This window comes from Nocardia brasiliensis, assembly GCF_042691675.1.
Taxonomy (GTDB): domain Bacteria; phylum Actinomycetota; class Actinomycetes; order Mycobacteriales; family Mycobacteriaceae; genus Nocardia; species Nocardia brasiliensis_D.
Map to the genome: position 1 here is coordinate 3,982,315 of NZ_CP170507.1, position 18,619 is coordinate 4,000,933.

Annotated in this window: 17 protein-coding genes; 5 read left to right on the forward strand and 12 right to left on the reverse strand. The window is 64.7% G+C overall.

The genetic code is table 11. From position 1 onward, the window contains the following. Positions 1 to 50: 50 nt before the first annotated feature. The 4 genes from ACFK0J_RS18365 to ACFK0J_RS18380 all read right to left on the reverse strand — a co-directional run bounded on the left by ACFK0J_RS18365 (position 51) and on the right by ACFK0J_RS18380 (position 4,711). A complete protein-coding gene (locus tag ACFK0J_RS18365) occupies positions 51 to 2,216 on the reverse strand; it encodes a M13 family metallopeptidase (RefSeq protein WP_378741873.1) in 2,166 nt (721 codons plus the stop codon). A 182-nt stretch (positions 2,217 to 2,398) separates the two neighbouring features. Continuing rightward, complete coding sequence (locus ACFK0J_RS18370; protein WP_378741875.1) at positions 2,399 to 3,220, reverse strand: hypothetical protein; 822 nt, start codon at positions 3,218 to 3,220, stop codon at positions 2,399 to 2,401. A 152-nt stretch (positions 3,221 to 3,372) separates the two neighbouring features. Further along, positions 3,373 to 4,470 (reverse strand): YihY/virulence factor BrkB family protein, encoded by a 1,098-nt coding sequence (locus ACFK0J_RS18375; protein ID WP_378741877.1) that lies wholly within the window; start codon positions 4,468 to 4,470, stop codon positions 3,373 to 3,375. 100 nt (positions 4,471 to 4,570) lie between these two features. Then, a complete protein-coding gene (locus tag ACFK0J_RS18380; RefSeq protein ID WP_378741879.1) occupies positions 4,571 to 4,711 on the reverse strand; it encodes a hypothetical protein in 141 nt (46 codons plus the stop codon). A gap of 248 nt (positions 4,712 to 4,959) precedes the next feature. On the opposite strand from ACFK0J_RS18380, the gene ACFK0J_RS18385 reads away from it, so the two are divergent. Further along, entirely contained in the window at positions 4,960 to 6,222 is a 1,263-nt protein-coding gene (locus tag ACFK0J_RS18385; protein ID WP_378741881.1) for a YncE family protein, read from the forward strand. A gap of 44 nt (positions 6,223 to 6,266) precedes the next feature. Here the strand turns inward: ACFK0J_RS18385 and ACFK0J_RS18390 are convergent, their stop codons facing one another. The 4 genes from ACFK0J_RS18390 to ACFK0J_RS18405 are packed head-to-tail and all read right to left on the reverse strand — an operon-like array spanning position 6,267 to position 9,804. Next, complete coding sequence (locus tag ACFK0J_RS18390; RefSeq protein WP_378741883.1) at positions 6,267 to 6,887, reverse strand: TetR/AcrR family transcriptional regulator; 621 nt, start codon at positions 6,885 to 6,887, stop codon at positions 6,267 to 6,269. A 16-nt stretch (positions 6,888 to 6,903) separates the two neighbouring features. Beyond that, positions 6,904 to 7,998 carry a PDR/VanB family oxidoreductase gene (locus ACFK0J_RS18395; protein ID WP_378741885.1) on the reverse strand — a complete coding sequence of 365 codons (1,095 nt, stop codon included), beginning with the start codon at positions 7,996 to 7,998 and terminating at the stop codon, positions 6,904 to 6,906. Beyond that, a complete protein-coding gene (locus ACFK0J_RS18400) occupies positions 7,988 to 8,890 on the reverse strand; it encodes a metal-dependent hydrolase (protein ID WP_378741887.1) in 903 nt (300 codons plus the stop codon). Before ACFK0J_RS18400 ends, ACFK0J_RS18395 begins: the two co-directional genes overlap by 11 nt. Further along, a complete protein-coding gene (locus ACFK0J_RS18405) occupies positions 8,887 to 9,804 on the reverse strand; it encodes an alpha/beta fold hydrolase (protein WP_378741889.1) in 918 nt (305 codons plus the stop codon). The genes ACFK0J_RS18400 and ACFK0J_RS18405 overlap by 4 nt, the downstream gene beginning before the upstream one ends. A gap of 171 nt (positions 9,805 to 9,975) precedes the next feature. Between ACFK0J_RS18405 and ACFK0J_RS18410 the strand changes: the two genes are divergently transcribed. From ACFK0J_RS18410 to ACFK0J_RS18425, 4 genes are all read left to right on the forward strand, one after another. Then, the gene (locus ACFK0J_RS18410) at positions 9,976 to 11,751 is read left to right on the forward strand and encodes an amidohydrolase family protein (protein WP_378741891.1); all 1,776 of its coding nucleotides are present in this window, start codon (positions 9,976 to 9,978) and stop codon (positions 11,749 to 11,751) included. A gap of 1,110 nt (positions 11,752 to 12,861) precedes the next feature. Beyond that, entirely contained in the window at positions 12,862 to 13,998 is a 1,137-nt protein-coding gene (locus tag ACFK0J_RS18415; protein ID WP_378741893.1) for a PLP-dependent cysteine synthase family protein, read from the forward strand. Beyond that, the gene (locus ACFK0J_RS18420; protein ID WP_378741896.1) at positions 13,992 to 15,272 is read left to right on the forward strand and encodes an MFS transporter; all 1,281 of its coding nucleotides are present in this window, start codon (positions 13,992 to 13,994) and stop codon (positions 15,270 to 15,272) included. The genes ACFK0J_RS18415 and ACFK0J_RS18420 overlap by 7 nt, the downstream gene beginning before the upstream one ends. Beyond that, complete coding sequence (locus tag ACFK0J_RS18425; RefSeq protein ID WP_378741898.1) at positions 15,269 to 16,333, forward strand: PLP-dependent cysteine synthase family protein; 1,065 nt, start codon at positions 15,269 to 15,271, stop codon at positions 16,331 to 16,333. Before ACFK0J_RS18420 ends, ACFK0J_RS18425 begins: the two co-directional genes overlap by 4 nt. A 77-nt stretch (positions 16,334 to 16,410) precedes the next feature. Here ACFK0J_RS18425 and ACFK0J_RS18430 read toward each other — a convergent pair whose 3' ends face one another. The 4 genes from ACFK0J_RS18430 to ACFK0J_RS18445 all read right to left on the reverse strand — a co-directional run bounded on the left by ACFK0J_RS18430 (position 16,411) and on the right by ACFK0J_RS18445 (position 18,521). Then, on the reverse strand, positions 16,411 to 16,917 hold the full coding sequence (locus tag ACFK0J_RS18430) for an SRPBCC domain-containing protein (RefSeq protein WP_378741900.1): 507 nt from the start codon (positions 16,915 to 16,917) through the stop codon (positions 16,411 to 16,413). 13 nt (positions 16,918 to 16,930) lie between these two features. Beyond that, a complete protein-coding gene (locus ACFK0J_RS18435) occupies positions 16,931 to 17,260 on the reverse strand; it encodes an ArsR/SmtB family transcription factor (RefSeq protein WP_378741902.1) in 330 nt (109 codons plus the stop codon). Next, on the reverse strand, positions 17,250 to 17,681 hold the full coding sequence (locus tag ACFK0J_RS18440) for an SRPBCC domain-containing protein (RefSeq protein ID WP_378741904.1): 432 nt from the start codon (positions 17,679 to 17,681) through the stop codon (positions 17,250 to 17,252). Before ACFK0J_RS18440 ends, ACFK0J_RS18435 begins: the two co-directional genes overlap by 11 nt. Positions 17,682 to 17,888: 207 nt before the next feature. Beyond that, positions 17,889 to 18,521, reverse strand: coding sequence for a TetR/AcrR family transcriptional regulator (locus tag ACFK0J_RS18445; protein ID WP_378741906.1), 633 nt, complete (start codon positions 18,519 to 18,521; stop codon positions 17,889 to 17,891). Positions 18,522 to 18,619 lie beyond the last annotated feature (98 nt).

Consider the following 18,619-nt stretch of genomic DNA (forward strand, 5'->3'; position numbering starts at 1 on the left):
CTAGCGCAGTGGTCAGCTCTCAAATGATCGTCGATACGGCAGCGCAGCGCTCAGAGGACCACTCGCTGCTGCTCGGAGAGGAACAGTTTGTCGGTAGGTCGCACACCGAAGGTGGTGTAGAACTCGGGGATATTGCGGATCACCTGATTGCAACGGAATTCGCTCGGGGCATCCTGGTAGGCGGCCATCCGAGCGGCTAACGCCTCGGGACGGATCTTTTCGCGGCGGATGCGCGCGTAAGACTGAAATACCGGAGTGTAGTCGGGGTTCGCCACGCCCTGCGTCCGCTCGGCGATCTGGTAGGCGGTTACGGCGAGTAGCAGGCCGTGCAGGTCCGCCAAGTTTTGCCCGACGGTCAGCGCACCGTCGACACGATGCGCTGGCAGCAGGTCGGGGACCAAGACGTTGTACTGTTCGATCAGGGCTTTGATTTTCATTTCGAAGGCAGCCCTGTCTTGCGGAGCCCACCAATCGCGCTGGTTACCGTCGGCGTCGTACTTGGATCCCAGATCATCGAAAGCGTGCCCTATTTCGTGACCGATGACCGCGCCGATCCCACCGTAGTTGACAGCCCGCGCCGCGTCTTTATCGAAATACGGCCGTTGCAGAATGCCGGCGGGAAAGACGATCTGGTTCAGCGACAGGTCGTATCCGGCGTTGACCGATTGCGGGGTGAGGTACCACTCGCCGCTGTCGACAGGGTTGCCGAGTTGGTCGACTCTGCGCCCGGTCTCGGCGATGTTGACCGACAACAGGGATTTGATCAACTCGCCCTTGGTCACGGTCACTTTCGAGTAATCCCGCCACCTTTCGGGATAACCAATCAGTGTCTCCATCTTCTCGAGCTTCGCGACCGCGGCCGCACGAGTGGACGGCGACATCCAGTCGCTGCGTTCGAAACGAATGCGACAGGCTGCCTTCAGGTCGGACACCAACTCACGAACCTCTGCCTTGGCTTCCGGCGGGAAATATGCTGCCACCCAATGCTTTCCGAGCAGTTCGCCCAGATTCTGGTTGAGGACTTCGATCGCCCACTTCCACCGTGGCGGTTGCTGCTGCTGTCCCTCGACCGTGGTGCCGAAGAAGTCGAAGTGACGGTCTGCGATGTCCTTCGGCAGATAAGGAGCGAACGTGCGCACTACGCTGACTCGCAGGTACTCACGCCAGAGGTCGATGGGTAACTCCTCCCACAGTCGACCGATCGCGGTAACAAACGACGGCTGCCTGACAATGACCGTGCCGAACGAATCGGGCTGATCCGAAATCGGGGCCAGCCAACCGTCCCAATCGAATCCCGGTGCGACGCTGCGCAATTGTTCCCAACTATATGGATTGTAGGTTTCTACGGGGTCCCCGGCCCGCGCGTTTTCCCAGTGCTGCGCCGCGATTCGGTTTTCCAGATCCGCGACGCGCGCGGCGCTGCCGACCGGGTCCTCGAGACCTGCGTCGCGGGCGACCCACTCCAGATACATCCGGTATCGGGCGCGGATGTCGGCATACCGTGGCTCCCGGTAGTACGACTCGTTCGGCAGCCCGAGGCCCGACTGAGCGATGAACGGTCGATAGCGGGTGGCATCCCTACTGTCTGTCCCCACCGCCAGTTCTATCAGGCCTACTGAGGCAACCCCATGCATCAGCCCACGCGAGGCGACCGCATGCAGTTGCCCCATCACCCGTGCCAAATCCGGTTTCGTTGCCGCGCCGTCGATATCGCCGAGCAACCCGGCGACAGGGGTGATACCCAACTCCTCGATCGTTTCGCGGTCGAGCAGATTGTGGTACATATCGCGGAGTTTCTGTCCATCCGCGCCGGAGGCGCCAGCACCGATTGATTCCAAGATCTCCTTCAGCTGCGGTTCGATACGCTCACCCGGCTCGTCCCAGGCTCCGAACGACGCCCGCTCGGGAGGCAGCTGATACTCACGTAACCAGCGGCCGTTCACGTGACGATACAGATCGTCCTGCGGCCGCACCGCCGGGTCTGCGCCCGACATATCCGGTCCCGTCGGCGCGAGGTGATCTGTCGAACAGCCAATGGCCGCAGCCGAAATCGCACCGAGCGCTATGAGGAACCGTCGCCGATCGAAGCGAACGAATGAGGTGCCATCTACCGAATCAGCGTATGCTTGTTGGACTTTCGATGAACCCATTTCGCGTCCCGACTGTTGAATGTCCCGCACTCGACCACAACGCTCGGCCAGCTTGTCATCGAGCACTGACACAGTCGCCGGGTGACGCGAGAACGTTCGCGATATAGGCCAGCACCGACGGTATGTCATTCTCGAAAATCAATGACAGACAACAAGGCCTGAGAGGTCAACCGTCGCCGACTCTACCGAAACCGACCCAGGCGGCCAACCCAACAATTCCTTGGGTTGCACACTTTGAACCACCACGGTCAGCACTTTTGGTGGATGAAGTATTCCTTCATGCGGGCGGGCACGCCGTCGCCTGCGGCCTTGGCCCAGCAGACGTTGTGGGGGAAGCTGATGTAGGTGGTCCAGCCGTCGGCGTCGCGGCGGATGATGCGCGCATTGTCGCCGGGCGCGTCCCACACGGCGTGCGCCCATTGACCGTCGCACTCGCTCACCTCGGCGTTCGTGTTGCGGAGGTGGTCGTAAAGGTCATTGCGTCGGTCGAGTTCGAGTACGACCGTCTGGACAGCGCACGGCGGTTGTGGGCCGGGTTCTGCGAAACGGAGTTCGCCGGTGCGTGGGTGGGCGGCGTATTTCAGAAACAGGCCTTGCATTCCGTTCGGGAACGGTGTCCGACCGGCGGGCGGGTTGTCCGTGCCAAAGGAGTAGCAGCCGAGCGGCACGGTGAGGGTGACCGATCCGTCCCGGTCGGTGACCACGTCGCGGCGTAGCACCTCGGTGGTCCCGGGTGGAAGCGTGTTCGTCGCAGGGTCGCACGGCTGCTGCAGGCGCAGACTGACCGGCACGTTCGGCACCGGGGCCCCGTTGAGAGTGCGGGTGCGAATCGTCGCGGTGCCCTGCGGCTGATCACCGGGCGGCGGTTGGTCGTTCGGCGGCTGATTGCCGAGCGGCGGCGGACTACCCGGCGGCGGTGTGCCGGGCTCGGAGTTCGGCGCGGGTACCGAGGTTGTCTCGCTCGGCGACGGCGTCTGCGTCAGTCGCTCGACACTCCCGCCACAGGCCGACCCCACCAGCCCGACAGCGGCGAGCACGAGCATCCTCTGCACAATCCCGGGACCGACCATTGCCCCCACCTCCCACTCCAGTGCTCAGATACTCGGCATATCTTCCTCGATCAGATCACTGTTACCGCCGAACCTTTCATGACCCCCGACGCGAATCGATTGACGTGAAAGAACTTTCAAGCGGATCTTCCGGTGAGAAAGCCGAGCCGGTGTCAATCGCGCCGCGCGGATTGTGCGTTCTCGACCGCGTCCTTGTCGGCGTCGTCGAGTTTGCGGGTGTCGCGCGGTGCGGCGAAGGGCTCTACGTGCTCGGGAAGCCCCTGCGCGATGGCTTTGCCGTGGTCGAGTTCGGCGTTGATTTCGGCTCCCAGCAGGAGCGCGATGTTGGTCAGCCACAACCACACCAGGAAGATCACGACGCCTGCGAGTGAGCCGTAGGTCTTGTCGTAGGAGGAGAAGTTGGCGACGTAGACGGCGAACAACACCGAGACGATCAGCCAGATGAGGACCGCGATGACACCGCCGGGGCTGATCCATTTCACGCCACCCTGTTTGGCGTTCGGGCTGGCCCAGAACAGGATGGCGAGCAGCACCGACACGAGGACGAACAGCACCGGCCACTTGACGATATTCCAGATCAATACCGCGGTTCCGCCGACACCGAGGAACTCGCCGATCTGCTGGGCGACCGGTCCGCTCGCCACCACGATGACCGCGCTGATCACCAGCAGGATCACCGCGAGGACGGTGACACCGAGCCGGATCGGGGTGGTCTTCCAGATCGGGCGCCCCTCGCCGATGCCGTAGATGACGTTGGAGGCCCGCATGAACGCCGCCACATAGCCCGAGGCCGACCACAGTGCGACGGCGAGACCCAATATCGCGCCGAGCCCGGCACTGCTCTTGTTGGACTGAGCTTGGCTGATGAGCGTGTGCACGAACTCAGCACTCGAACCCGGCGCGATCTGCCGCGCCTGATTCATCAGCTCATCAGCGGTGTTCTGCCCTAACAAACCGAGCAACGACACCAGCACGATGAGCCCGGGAACAATCGACAGCACCGCGTAATAGGTGAGCGCAGCGGCCAAATCGGTCAAGTTGTCGCGCTGGAACTGCTTGGCCGCGCGTTTGACCACCGCCAACAGTGAGGGTTTCGACAATTCGGCCGGACTGCTCGGCTCGTTCGGATCCAGGTCGGGCCGGGCCCCGGTAGCGGTCACCCCTTCACCCAGCCCACCGTCATCACGGGCAGCCGAGGGCTCATTGGTCTTGCCACCGTACCGGTTTGGGCCGTCGCGATCTGTGGCCATTTCGGTTCGCCTCGCTCAGGTGCGTTTCTCGGTCACATGTGCAGTAGCAGTTAGCCCCGCACTGATCACGTTGTGCCCGAAGCGATGGCACGCAAACATCTCACTCGGCCCGGTACTCGGCCCGCGCGCCCTCGGTGCCCGGCACTACGAGAAGAGCACCGGCTCCCTTGTCGTGCTCACGGAAAGCCTCGATCACCGCCTTGGTCTGCTCGGCCGACGCGTCCCCGGTCAGCACAACCACCGTCGAGAAGTTCTCCTCGATCTCGGTCGAAACCCACCCGGCATCCGGCCCAGCGCAGCTTCCATGTCCTTCTGCTCCGGGGTCTCGACGCCGCAACCGATCTCGCCACGCGGACGCGCCGCATGCATCGATATCGTCCGTGCGGGGCACCTAGGCGGATACCTTGTTGGTGGCCAACGGATCTGACGAGCCATGCGCAGGTCGCCGGACGCCCGCGCAGCCGTCGATAGTGACGTAAGAATGTATTGGTGGACCTTCTGCCCTGTGCGCACCTCGCCGCCGCGAGCGATTCGCGGGTTTGTATTCATCTCGTTGCAGAAGAACCGCCGGACTATGTCCGCTGGTTGACCGGTATCGGGGTCCGCTACGACTTGCTGTGTGCGCAATGCGCCAACACTCCGGACCCACAATCGCTGCTGATCGAGGCATGCGTCGGCTGTGTCGAGCGAGTTGAGGAGCGAAGGGACCCCCTCGGGTGGCGCGGACAGCCGGAGATCCGCTATCACGATGGTGACTTGTCGGGTGCGTGGACCTACGTCGACTGCGCCTACGTCCCGATGAACGACCGGTGCCTGGCCGCACTGCCCGATGGTTGGCTTGCCGCCACGGGTGCGGGGCTCGTCGCGATCACTGACGACGGTGATCGCGTCATCGCACCGACGCCGACCGTCGTCGAACCGACTGACGAAACGTCCAGGCGGGCACCCCGACCTGCGCTATACACCTCGGCCGACGGGCGTTTTGCCGCAATGGTCAACGACTACGGGCGCCAGGGAGCCGTGGTAGATCTCCGCACCGGCTCTGTTGTCCTCCGAGTTGACCGAGGCGACTATCACTGTGATTTGACGCCGTTTCCGTTCGCATTCCTCGGTTCCGGTCCGCACACGGTCGTGATTGCGGGCACCGATTGGAATCGACTGGATGCGTTCGAGCCGAAGACGGGGCAGTTGCTGACCGACCGCGATTTCGATTGGGATCACGAACAACCGGGGTCGATCCGGGATGCGAACTACTTCCACGGCGCCTTGCTGTCCAGCCCGTCAGGTCGGTGGTTACTCGATGATGGATGGGTATGGAGCCCATTCGGTGTGCCGCGCGTCATCGACGCAGCAGGCTGGTTGAACGGTGAGGTCTACACCGCCGAGGAACACGGCATCACGCTCAGCCAGCGGGGCTACGCATGGGACCAGCCCATGGCGTGGATCGATGACCACAGGGTCGCGATCCAGCGGATCGGTGTCGATGACGAAGCGATGATCGACGGTGTGGAACTCTTCGCTGTGCCGAGCGGTCAGCGCACGGGCATGTTCGCCGGTCCAACAGGTCGGATGTGGGCGTACAACCGCCTTCTCTACGTCAGCGCCGTCGAAGGGCTCGAGGTCTGGGATCCCGTCGCCGGTGCACGAATCGGGCTACTGAAGGACTTCCGACCGACAGCCCACAATCCGCATACCGGCGCTTTCGCCGAACCGGCCGATCGCCGACTCGACATATGGCGACCTACTGGATAAGCCGAACGTAGCGTTCGACCTTTGAACCCTGAATCCGTCTCACGTCAGTCGGGCTGGGACCGGACTTCGTCGATGAGTTCCACCCATCGTTTGGTCACTTGGCGCCGGCGCGCCGAATCGTCGTTGAGCATGGCTGCCAGGCCGAGGCCGCGCGCGGCGTCCAGGAATGCCTGCACGGTCGTGCGCACCTTGGCTTTGCTGCCGTCGAGTTCGAGCAGGTCGATCAAAGCCCAGAATCCCCGGGCGCCGACCTCCAACTCCATGGCGGCGATGCGGTTGCGCAGCGTGTCGTCGTTCGCGGCCGCGACGCAGAGTTGCAGCGCGGCCGCGAACAGCGGACCGACGTGCATCTCGACCACGGTTTGCACAATGCGGTGCGTGCGGTCCTCGGCCGCGGTGTGTTCGATCGCGGCGAGGGCTTCGATCTGCTCGATCCGCAAATCGAGAATGTGCTGCACCGACGCGGCGAACAGGCCGTTCTTGTCCTTGAAGTGATGTTGGACGGCACCGCGCGTCGCACCGGCGCGCTTGGCTACCTCGTCGACGCTGGCGTTGCGCCAGCCGCGCTCGGCGAGTACCTCGAGGGCGGCCTCGACGATGCGCCGGTGGGTGGCGGCCCCATCCACCCGCCCCGCACGCGCGGCACCAGCCCGGGTCGCGCTCATGACATTCTCCGCGACATCACATGTCGACGGTCAAGCGACTCTCGGCGCGGGAAACACACGGGAGAAAGTATCCCTGTTCCGTTTCGGTGGGACTCAGCGAGGTGGACCGATGCGTCACCTCGCCGTCGAGCACCCGGACCGCGCAGGAGCGGCAGAAGCCCTGCTGGCAGGAATACGTGGCGTCGGGTCGCGCGGTCAGGATCGCCGACAGGGCGGTCTGGTCGGCCGCGACGGTGACGACTTCGCCGGTGCGGGCGAAGTGGATCTCGAACTCGCGTCCGTCCACGACGGGCGCGGGAGCGAAACGCTCGTAATGGCATTCGATATCAGGCCGACTCGCCAGCGCGGCGCACAGGGTGTCGATCATCGGCGCGGGACCGCAGGTGTACACGGCGGGTTTGCCGGACAGGTCGCCGAGCAGGATCTCCGGTGTGGCGACGCCGCGTTCGTCATCGGTGTGCACGAGAACCCGTTCGCCGTAGCGTTCGAGCTCGTCGAGGAAGGCCAGCGAGGCGCGCGAGCGACCGCAGTAGACCATCGACCAGTCGATCCCCGCCCGCTCGAGAATGTCGAGCATGGGCAGGATCGGGGTGATGCCGATCCCGCCGACGATGAACCGTATCGCCGACAGCTGCTGTGCCCATCCGCCGATTGCCAGCGGAAAAGCGTTGCGCGGCAGGCCTATCCGCACGACCGCGCCGACGGTGAGAGCGCGATGGACCTCGGCGGACCCGCCGCGTCCGTCGGCCAGGTGGCGCACGGCGATGCGATAGGTGGCGCGATCGGCCGGGTTCCCGCACAGCGAGTACTGGCGCACCAGCCCGGACGGTAGCCGCAGGTCCACATGTGAGCCGGCGAACCACGCGGGCAGCTCGGATCCGTTGGCGGCTTGCACCGTGAGCGCGATAACGCTGCCGTCCGCGGTGACGCCGCGACGCTCGATCACTCTCGCCTCGATGAACTCCGGAAACGGTCCATCGTTCGGCACGGGCAAATGGGTGTACTTCTCCGCCCACATCACAGCGTCGCGGCCGAGCCGCAGCAGCCGCAGTAACGGATCACGCCGGAATCGACCGTGCAGGTGCGGTGGAACCTTCGACTCAACCGGCATGCCGGGCCTCGATCTTCGCGAGGTAGGCCAGCGCTTGGGCCATGGATCCGGTGTCGTCGGGGGTGTAACCGGGTTTGAGGTAGTCGACGATGGACCCCAGCACGGTCGGCAGTGTCGGCAGGATGCCGCGCCTGCCATCGCGGACGACCTCGTACAGGGCGCGCAGCCGGGAGTTCGTTGCGCTGGCGTCGTTCTTGATCAGGTACCAGATGAAGCGGCACGAGATCCAGACCGTCAGCGGCCCGACGACCAGCATGGTGCGTAGACGGCGCCGGTACCGCGGGTCGAAGTACATGGCGACGTCGTGGGCTACCGTGCGGTGTTCCATTTCCTCGGCGCCGTGCCAGCGGAACAGCGCGGTCATGCCGGGGTCGGCGTGGTATTCGTCCCAGGCGCAGTTGAGGACGAAGTGGCCGAGGAACGCGGTGAAGTTCTCGAACGCGGCGATCACCGCCAAGCGGTTGATCAGGTACTGCCGCACCTGTTTCGGGTTGTCGTAGTGTCGCGGCCCGAGCAGCTTGCCCAACAGGAATTCGGCCTGCGCCAGCGGCGGCGCGGGGTCGATGCCGTTGCGCTGGAAGAAGTCACCTAGCGATTCGTCGTGCGCGTTGGCGTGCACGGTCTCCTGCCCGATGAAGCCGAGTACGTCCTCGCGCAGCCGTGGGTCGCGGATCTGCGGCAACGCCTCTTTGAACGCGGTGATGAAGAAGCGCTCGACCTCGGGGAACAGCAGGTGATATGCGCTGATCGTGTGCGAAGCCACCGCGTGACCCGGAATCCAGTGCAGGGGAGTCGCACTGAGGTCGAACGAAACATCGCGCGCCTTCAGTTGCAGCGGTCCGACCTCGACGGAGTCCAGCGGTACCGGGCGCTTTCTCGCTCGTAGTCTCATGCTCGCTCTCCTTGATCGATGAACTCGGTGATGTGCCGGACGACTTCGTCCGGCCGCTCCAAATGTGTGAAATGCCCGGCCTTTTCGATCACTACCCGGCGGCTACCCGGTGGCAGGTAGTCCAGGGCCCTGGCGCCGGTTCGCGCGAGCCCGCAGGTATCGTCGGCGCCCTGGAGGTACAGCGTGGGATTCCGCATGGCCGCGAACGCGAGTCGCTGCTGTGCCGCGTGCGCGTTCGTGCGCCGATACAGCGGATTCCATACCGCCCGGTAGTACGAGAACGCCGCGCGGAGCCGACGACGGTCCGCGAGGGCCGTCAGTCCGTGCGCGCGATATTCGGCAACCTCGGAGCGTGGCGCCCACAGTCGCCATAGCAGCGCGATCAGGCGGTGCCCGATCAGGTCGGACAGCACCGGTGTCGATACCACCGGCATGTACCAGCTGCGGGGCAGTTGTCGGGCCAACAACGGCAGATTCGACACCAGCCGGTGTGGTTGATCGATCAGACCCCGGATTGCGGCCAGTGGCGGTATGGCGATGACCACCGCACGTCGGAACAGCTCCGGGTGACTGCTCGACGTCGCGCTGACGATCGCCCCGCCCCAGTCGTGGCCGATGAGCACAGCCGCCGAGTCCGCGCCGACCGCGTGGTAGACCGCTAGGACGTCGTCGACGAGGGAACCGATCGAGTAGTCGTCGTCGGCCGCCAGTGAGGTCGGTGCGTAGCCGCGGGTGAACGGTGCGACGGCATACCAGCCCCGGGCGGCGAGCGCGGGCCCGATGCGGTCCCAGGTCCATGCCGAATCCGGGAAGCCGTGAACCAGAATCGCCACCGGGTCGGCGGGATCGCCCCAGGCCAAAGCCGTGATGTCCACCGCCGGGGTGGCCAGGCGCACCAGATCAGGTTCGGGCACTAGCGGCTTCCTTAGCTCGAGGTATACGACGGATCGACGCGGGCAGCATTCGCTTGCCAGGTCGTCGACATGCATTAGTGCATGGGTTAAAGCATCATGTCAACCTGCTGTCTTGCGGTAAGACATGCAATCATGCATGGTTATATCCGGCACGCGAGACGAGAGGCGGCGATGAGCCACTACGACTTGATCATCAAAGACGGCATCTGGTTCGATGGGGCCGGAACGGCCCCGCGGATCAGTGATATCGCCGTGCGCGACGGGCAGGTCGTCGCCGCGGGCGCCGCCCTCGATCCGGCCGACGCGACGGAGGTCATCGACGCCAGCGGCCGCTGGGTAATGCCGGGCTTCATCGACATTCACACGCACTACGACGTGGAGATGTTGGTCGCACCGGCGCTCACCGAATCGGTGCGCCACGGCGTCACCACCGCGGTCATCGGAAACTGCTCGCTCACCACGATTCTGGCGTCCAACGCCGAATGCGCCGACATCTTCAGCCGCGTCGAGGCGGTGCCGCGGGCTGCGGTAATGGACGCACTCGACAGGCACCGAACCTGGTCCAGCCCGACCGAGTACGCCAAAACCGTCGACCAACTCAACCTCGGCTTGAATATCGCCGGGTTCCTGGGTCTTTCAGATCTGCGCATCCACGTCCTCGGCATGGAGCGGGCCGTCGACGCGAACTATCGACCGGCTGCCGCCGAAATCGGCCGCATGCGAGAACTTCTCAGTGAGGCGCTCGACGCAGGTTTCCTCGGTCTGTCCGCGACCACCAACTGGATCGACAAGCTCGATGGCGACCTCTACCGCTCCCGCTCGCTACCGTCCACCTTCGTCAAGCGCCGCGAATTCCGGGCGCTGAACGAGGTATTGCGCGCCCGCAAGCGAATTCTGCAGAGCACCCCGAACATTTCCTTCAATCCCAACCTGCCACAGTTCTTTCTCGCGTCCAGTGGCCGTTTCGGCCGTGCGCCGCTGAAGGTTTCACTACTGGCGGCTGCCGATTCCAAGGCTTACCCGCCCATCGTCTACTTCATGATGTATGGCGCGCCGATCATCAACTGGTTACTGCGCGGCAATTTCCGTTGGCAGCACGTGCCGGTGCCCTTCACTGTGTACGCAGACGGCATCGACCTCGTCGTGTTCGAGGAATTCGGTTCCGGCGCGGCAGCATTGGACATCAAGGATCAGGTCGAGCGCAACGAATTGCTGCGGTCCGAGGAATACCGCCGCTGGTTCCGACGCGACGTGGAGAACAAACTCTCCCCGAAGATCTGGCACCGCAACCTGTTCGACGCCGTCATCGTCGAATGCCCGGATCCGACGCTGATCGCCAAGAGCTTCGGCCAGGTCGGTACCGAGCGTGGCATCCATCCGGTCGACGCTTTCCTGGACCTCGTGGTGGAATACGGACGCAGCATCCGCTGGCGCACCACCATCGCCAATCACCGGCCCAAGTATCTGGACAAACTCGCCGCGAACAAGCACGTGCACATGGGATTCGGTGACGCGGGTGCCCATCTGCGCAATATGGCCTTTTACAACTATCACCTGCGACTGCTCGAGCGCGTCAAGTCCGCGCAAGGCGCTCGAAAGCCCTTCCTGTCGGTCGAGCACGCGGTGCGTCGGCTCACCGGGGAGCTGGCCGACTGGTTCGGACTCGACGCGGGTCACCTTCGGGTCGGCGACCGCGCCGACATCGTCATCGTCGATCCCGACCAGCTCGACCACGCCGTGCATGGCCTGGCCGAGCAGGCCGTACCCGAGTACGGCGGCCTCAGGCGGATGGTCAATCGCAACGACAAAGCGGTCACCGCAACCATCGTCAACGGCCGAGTGGTTTACCGCGACGGGCAGTTCGCGCCGGGGCTCGGCACCGACTGGGGACCCGGGCGATTCCTGCCCGCCGACACCCGCGTGCGTACTCCAGCTTCGGCTCGGTGATATCGGAGGTGGTGTTCCCGCTACCCGGATAGATTCGCCCGCCGGGGAAGCGTCGAACGATCGGCATCGAACTGGGCCACCTTCTGATCGTCACGACGTCTGCCTGATTCGTCGTGAACGCGGCCATTGGCCGCGCTGACCAGATCGGCTGGGGAAATCCCCCATTTGACTGGAAATCCCCATTTGAGCTGGCGGCAAGCGCCGCCGCCGCCGAGCTTTTCGGCGCTGGCAGGGGTTGGACGGTCTGAGATGCACTGCCGAACATGCGGTGCCGCAGCGACGGGTAGCGGCGCTCGTCGCCGACGAACAGGAAGGCCGCCTTCGGGGTGGAAGCAGTTCGATCACGTATAGTGGAGCGTCTACGGGATCTTTCCGAAACGGTTCGCTAGCAACAGCATTCGATCAATCGATGCATAGAAGCTGGGACGGCAGCGTTGGTGCCGGCCGTGGTTCGATGCCGTGACGTGGCCCTGATTGTTGGCTTGATTGTCAGTCGAGCCGACCAGGCGTGCTCGACACGTCACTGTCGCTATATCGAGTGGTGGGTGTTTGCGACCCGGTTGCTTCAGTGGAGACATCGTGAGATTCATCGGTCGGTTGCGGCTCGGTTACTCCGCGCTGGCGCTTCTGGTGGCAGTAGCGCTCGCAGTGCCGATGCTCGACTGTGTACTGACCGAGGAGATCTTTCCTTCGCATGCGGAAGTCGTCGCGGTTGCCGACCAGGCCGCCGCTCCGGTAATCGGTGACTCGTCCCATCAGCTCGATGACCAGGGGGGCCGCGAGTGCTGGGGCCATCTGGCGCACTGCTTGCCGAAACTGGTGGCACCGAGTGCGGACAGGACGCCGATCGTCCCGCAATTGCTCGTTGCCCTCGGGTTGATAGTCATTGGGGTTCTTGCTGTTTCGAGGTCCGGCCGCCCCGGGGTGTGCGCGCCTCTGCTGAGCGCGCAACCGGCCGTGAGTGGCCGGGGTATCGCAACGCGTCTGTGTGTCGCTAGGCGCTGATCGGTCAGCGCCAGGCCGCCGTCGTTTCGTTGGATCGGCCGGTGTCCGCTGCCCGCTCGCATCTTCCGCCGCCCCTGGGCGGCCTCGATAGAGAAAACGACAGCCATGGACAAGATCGTGCTGGAAAGGCAAGACGAGATAACAACCGCTGTGGTCTGCGCGCCGACGGCGGCGCGAGGTCCCCGGGACCTGGTGGGCAACACGCCGGTGCTGTGGGTCGGGGCCTCGCTGGCGCCGTCAGGCCGAGGTTTCTGGGCCAAGCTCGAAGGTTTCAACCCAGGTGGCATGAAGGACCGCCCGGCCCTCCATATGGTGCGCTGCGCGCGACAGCGTGGCGAACTCGCCCACGGCGCCCGAATAATCGAATCTAGCAGTGGCACTTTGGGTTTGGGATTGGCTCTGGCAGGAATGGTATATCGGCACCCGGTCACGGTGGTGACCGATCCGGGGATGGAGCCGTTCGTCGCACGCATGCTGACGGCCTACGGCGCTCGAGTCGAGCTGGTGAGCGAACCGCATCCGAGCGGCGGCTGGCAGCAGTCACGGCGTGACAGGGTGACTGAACTGCTCGAGGAGGAACCGGACGCCTGGTGCCCGGATCAGTACCACAACCCGGACAACGTCGACGGCTACGAAACACTGGCACTCGAATTGATACAGCAGTTGGGTCGCATCGATGTGCTGGTGTGCTCGGTCGGCACCGGCGGCCACTCGGCCGGGGCGGCGCGGGTGCTGCGCCGATTCAACCCCGAACTGCGGCTGGTCGGGGTCGACACCGTGGCGTCGACGATCTTCGGCCAGCCCGCGGGACCGCGGCTGATGCGAGGGCTCGGCTCGAGTATCTATCCGCGCAATGTCGACTACCCGGCGTTCAACGAAATCCATTGGGTCGCACCATCGGAGGCGGTGTGGGCCTGCCGCAGACTGGCCGCGGCACACCACGCCACAGGCGGTTGGAGCGTGGGTGCCGTCGCTGTCGTGGCGGGATGGCTGGCGCGCACGAGCGATCTCGGAACTCGCATCGTGGCGGTGTTTCCCGACGGGCCCGGCCGCTACTTCGACACGATCTACAACGACGCATTCTGTGCCCGGAACGGCTTGCTCGACGCCGACCCGCCGGTCGAACCGGACACGACCGCGCACCCGGCCGAACGGGTTGTGCGCCGCTGGACGCGCTGCACCCGCATTATCGACCCGTGCCGCCGAGCCGATCGTGACAGCAAGGACCGGGCGCCGTGCTGACCGCGTTCCGTGCCGCGCGCTCGCTCCCGCCCACCGTGCAGTTGCTGCTGGTCAATCAGTTCGGCGTATATCTCGGCTTTTATATGCTGATTCCGTTTCTCGCCACGCACCTGCGCGATAACCTGCACCTGGCCACGGGGGTTGTGGGTGCGATCATCGGCGTCCGCAGTCTCAGCCAGCAAGGCTTGACCCTGCTGGGCGGTTCGGGCGCCGACCGGATCGGCTGCCGGCCCTTGATCATTGCCGGATGCCTGCTCCGCGCAGTGGGTTTCGGAGCCTTCGCGGTGGTGGACAGCGCCGTCGGGTTGGTCCTTGCCGCGATGGTGACCGGGGTGGCGGGCGCGATGTTCAGTCCAGCGGCCCGTGCTTATCTCGCACACGAGTCCGGAGCCCAACGGCTGCAAGCTTTTTCCCTGTTGAATGTCGCGGGCGAATCCGGCACGCTGATCGGCCCGCTCATCGGCAGCCTGCTGCTCGTGGTCGACTTTCGTTTGGTGGCGACGGTGGCGGCGCTGGTGTTCGCCGTCTTGACCATCGCGCAGATCCTGACGCTACCGCCGCGTCCGGTAGCTCCAGCCGAGCAGTCGGTGCTGGCCGACTGGCGGGAGGTCATCGGCAATCGTCGATTCCTGCTCTATGTGTGCGCCACTTCTGCGATCTTCGTGCTGTACAACCAGCTCTACCTGACATTGCCCCTGGAGGCCGCTCGCACTTCGGGTTTCGCGGGGTCTGCCGCGCTGCTGTTCATCGCGTCCACCCTCGTAACCCTCGGCCTGCAGGTACGGATCACCGAATGGTGCCGACAACGATGGGCCTCGCCGATCTCCGTCGGGATAGGGCTGACGCTGTGCGGACTGGCATTCGTACCGACAGCCGTCGGTAGTACTGCGCAATCGGCGACCGGCACGACGGGGCTGTGGGAAGCCTTCCCCCCGATGCTGCCCACGATCGCGGCCACGGTCGTGCTGACGCTCGGCGTTGCGGTGGCACAGCCCGTGGCGCTGGATCTGACATCCGAGTTCGCCCGCCCCGCTCTGATCGGTACCTACCTGGGTGTGTTCGCGACTGCCTCCGGAGTGGCGGCGGTGGTCAGCAACACCGTTGTCGGTTACGCCGTCGACGTCGGCGCCCGGATGCACGTGCCCTGGCTGCCGTGGCTGCTGCTGATCGGTTACGGGATCGGGGCCGCCGCCCTGATCGCCGTGATGCGTGCTCGCTCTCTCTTCCCACCCATCGAACCAGGAAATACCCGACAACAGAGGACGCAACGATGAAGTACGACAACATCATTGATGTCATCGGAGGCACTCCGCTCGTTCGGCTCAACCGGCTCACCCGAGCATCTGAGGCGACCGTATGGGTCAAACTCGAATGTCTCAACCCCAGCGGTAGCGTCAAGGCACGCCCGGCCGCCGCCATGGTGCGCGAAGCCCTGCACGCCGGCGAACTCAGCACGGACGGCGCGATTGTCGAGGCTACGTCCGGAAACCTGGGCATCGCGCTGGCCATGATCGGTGCCGCACTCGGAATCCGTACCGAGATCATGGTCGACCCGCGCACCCCACCGTTCAGCGTTCGCAGCATCGCCGCGTACGGGGCGCAACCCAAGCTCGTCGATGTAAGTGACGAACATGGCAAATACCAAATCCCCAGGATTCGTGCCGCCGAAGAGATCGTTCGCAGTACGACGGGCGCGTATATGCCCAACCAGTGGAACAACCCGAACAACCCGGCCGCGCACAGCACCACGACGGCACAGGAGATCCTCGCCGACCTCGATGGCGATGTGCATGCCGTGGTCTGTACCACGAGCAGTTGCGGCCAGGTCACCGGAATCGGACGAGCGCTCAGACAAGCCGGAAGCCATTGCCTCACCGTGGCGGTGGATGGTCGAGGGTCCACCGCCATCGGCGGGCCGATGGGACAGCATCTGCTGATCGGCTTGGGCTCTGGATTCACCCCTGGCAACTTCGACCGCAGTGTGATCGATCATGCGTACTGGTGCGGGGACGCCGAAGCATTCAGCACCTGCCGACTGCTGGCGAGTACCGAAGGCCTGCTACTGGGCGGATCCTCCGGCGCGGCCGTCTTTATCGCCTTGCGCGTCGGACAGTTGCTGGGCCCCGGGCACAATGTGGTTGCCATCGCCCCCGATGGCGGGGACCGGTACCTGGAGACGATCTACAACGACGGGTGGATTTCCACCAACAACGTCGCGCTCGCGACAACGATCGACGACCTCCGCACCCGCCTCGCCGACTACGCCCCGTTCCCCGGCGATCAACTCGAACCATGGCGACATTACTCGGCGGCGACCAGCACGTCTGGTCAATAACACTGCGGCCGCGGCGGGTCCCTAACGCTTCGGTATAACGACCCCCCAGACGCTGATGCCCGCACCCACTGTCCGGTTCAGGTGCTCAGGCCGAGGAGTTCGGTGTTGCCGTGCTTGGACGCCTCCATCTCGATGGTGGTGCCGCGCCGGAAGGGGTCGCCTGCGCCGGTGGTGATCAGGTTGTACAGGCTGGTCGTAACGTAAGCGCCCCACGCGTTCGAGCACACCTCGTAGCACTCGCCGGATGGCCGCAAACCGACATGGGTGAACCGGATTTCGGTGCGGCCGTCGCGCTCGGTGAGGTCGAAGACGACGTCGGTGCGCTCCCATTCGGCGGTGTCCGCGACGAAGGACAGGTACGAGTCGGTGACGTGCCAGACCAGGCGTTCGCCAGGGATCGACTCGGTGGTGGTCATCGTGCAGCGGTGCACGTCGGGCACCTCGAAAAGGTAGCTGTCGCCCACTGTTCCGGTGCTGCCCTCGATGGTTTCCGACCACCAGCCGTGCACATTGTTGATCGCGGCGAAGGCCTCCTGCGGAGCGGCGTCGACGGTGATGGTCGCGGTGAAATCGTTTGTGCTCATTGACTTTTCCTGTCTAGCTGTCCAAGTGTTTGCGTAGTGCGTCGAGCGGGCCGTCCCAGTCCCGAGCCAGTGCGGCCAGGAACTGTTGCGCCACTTGCATAGGTGCGGAATCGAGGCGGTAGCGGATGCGCCGCCGTTCCCCTGGTTCGGCGATCACCAGGCCCGCATCCGATAGCAGGGCAAGGTGTTTGGCGATCGCCTGCCGGGTGATGGGCAGTCGATCGGAGAGGTCGGTCGCGGTGGCCGGGCCGCCGGCGGCGAGCGCGGCCAGGAGCGAGCGTCGGCTCGGGTCGGCGAGCGCGACGAAGACCCGTTCGGCGGTGGCTTCCAGCTCAGGCCGCATCGAGGTATTCGACCAGCTCGCCGAGCTCGCTGCGCCAGCCGTCGGTATTGCCGCCGAACGCGATCCGGTGCGCGTCGTCGGGGAGCTGGGCGAAACCGGCCTCGACGACGGTGAGGCGCGTGCCCGCGCCGACGGGTTCGAGGGTGAACTCGACATAGGTGCGGCGCGGGTCGTCCTCGGGCAGCCCGTTGATGTGCCAGGTGAACCCGAAGACGCTGGGCTCCTCTACCCGCTCCACTCGCATATCCGCGGTGTGCCCGCCGTCGAACTTCATTTGTGCCGCGCCGCCGGGACGCAGATCGATCGTCGCGGTGTTGCCGAACCAGGAACCGAGCCCCTCGGCGGTGGTGATCGCCGCCCAGACCTTGGCGGGCGGGTGCGCTAGTTCGACGGTCCGAACGATCTGATCGGGAAATCCCATCATCTTCTCCTTTATCGCAATCAGTTGGTTGCGATAAGGCTATTGCAACCTGTTGGTTGCGTCAAGGGGTGGCGTAATCGCTCGCCTGGAGCGATTTCGCGATGCGACAGGACAACGATGGCACGCTACAAAGGGCAGGCCCGTGCGCGTGGCTCTGTCCGCGAACTGTGACATCGTTTGTGTCGAGATAGGTTGGCGGGCAACAGATCAGGCCGGTCCCGGCCCAGCCGATGCCGCGATGATCGGCGGGAAATAGGTCTTGGCGAACCAGCGGGCGTGTTCGTCGGTGTCGATGGGTAGCGATTCGCTGGGCATCATCAGCATCGACGCGGTCACTCGGATGAACATCTCTGCCGCACGCAGCGCGCCTTCAAGGGAGAGCGAGTCGCCGGCGATCGCCATCGCGACGGTCGCGCGAACAGGTTCCATCGCCGCGAGATGGTCGGTCAGGAAGGAGACCAGGGTGTCCGGTTCGTATTGCTGCAGCGCCGCGACCAGGGGGTGGCGGCGGGACTCGCGGACACCGAGTACGAATGCCTCCACCGCCTTGTCGGCCGGAGTCGCCTGGGTGAGTACTCGACCGCTGATGGAGAGGAAGAACGCCACCACATCACGCACCACCACTTGGCGCACGATGTCGTCCTTGTCGCCGAGCCGTCGGTAGACGGTGGGGCGCGATACTTTGGCCCGGCGGGCGATGTCACCGACGGAGGTGCGCCGGAATCCATGCTCGATGAACTCGGCGCGAGCCGCATCCAACAGCCGGTTCTGTTCGGCGTCGGTCGTCGGCTGCAGCCCCGATCCGAAAAGGTGCTCGACGTCGATGCCTGGGTTGGTCATGTCTGCGAGATTATCGTCCAGTGCGGGACTGCTCGTGGGGGAGGCTCGCGGAACAGTGAGAGATTTTTGTTGCATCGCTCGCATCTGTCCGGCCGACA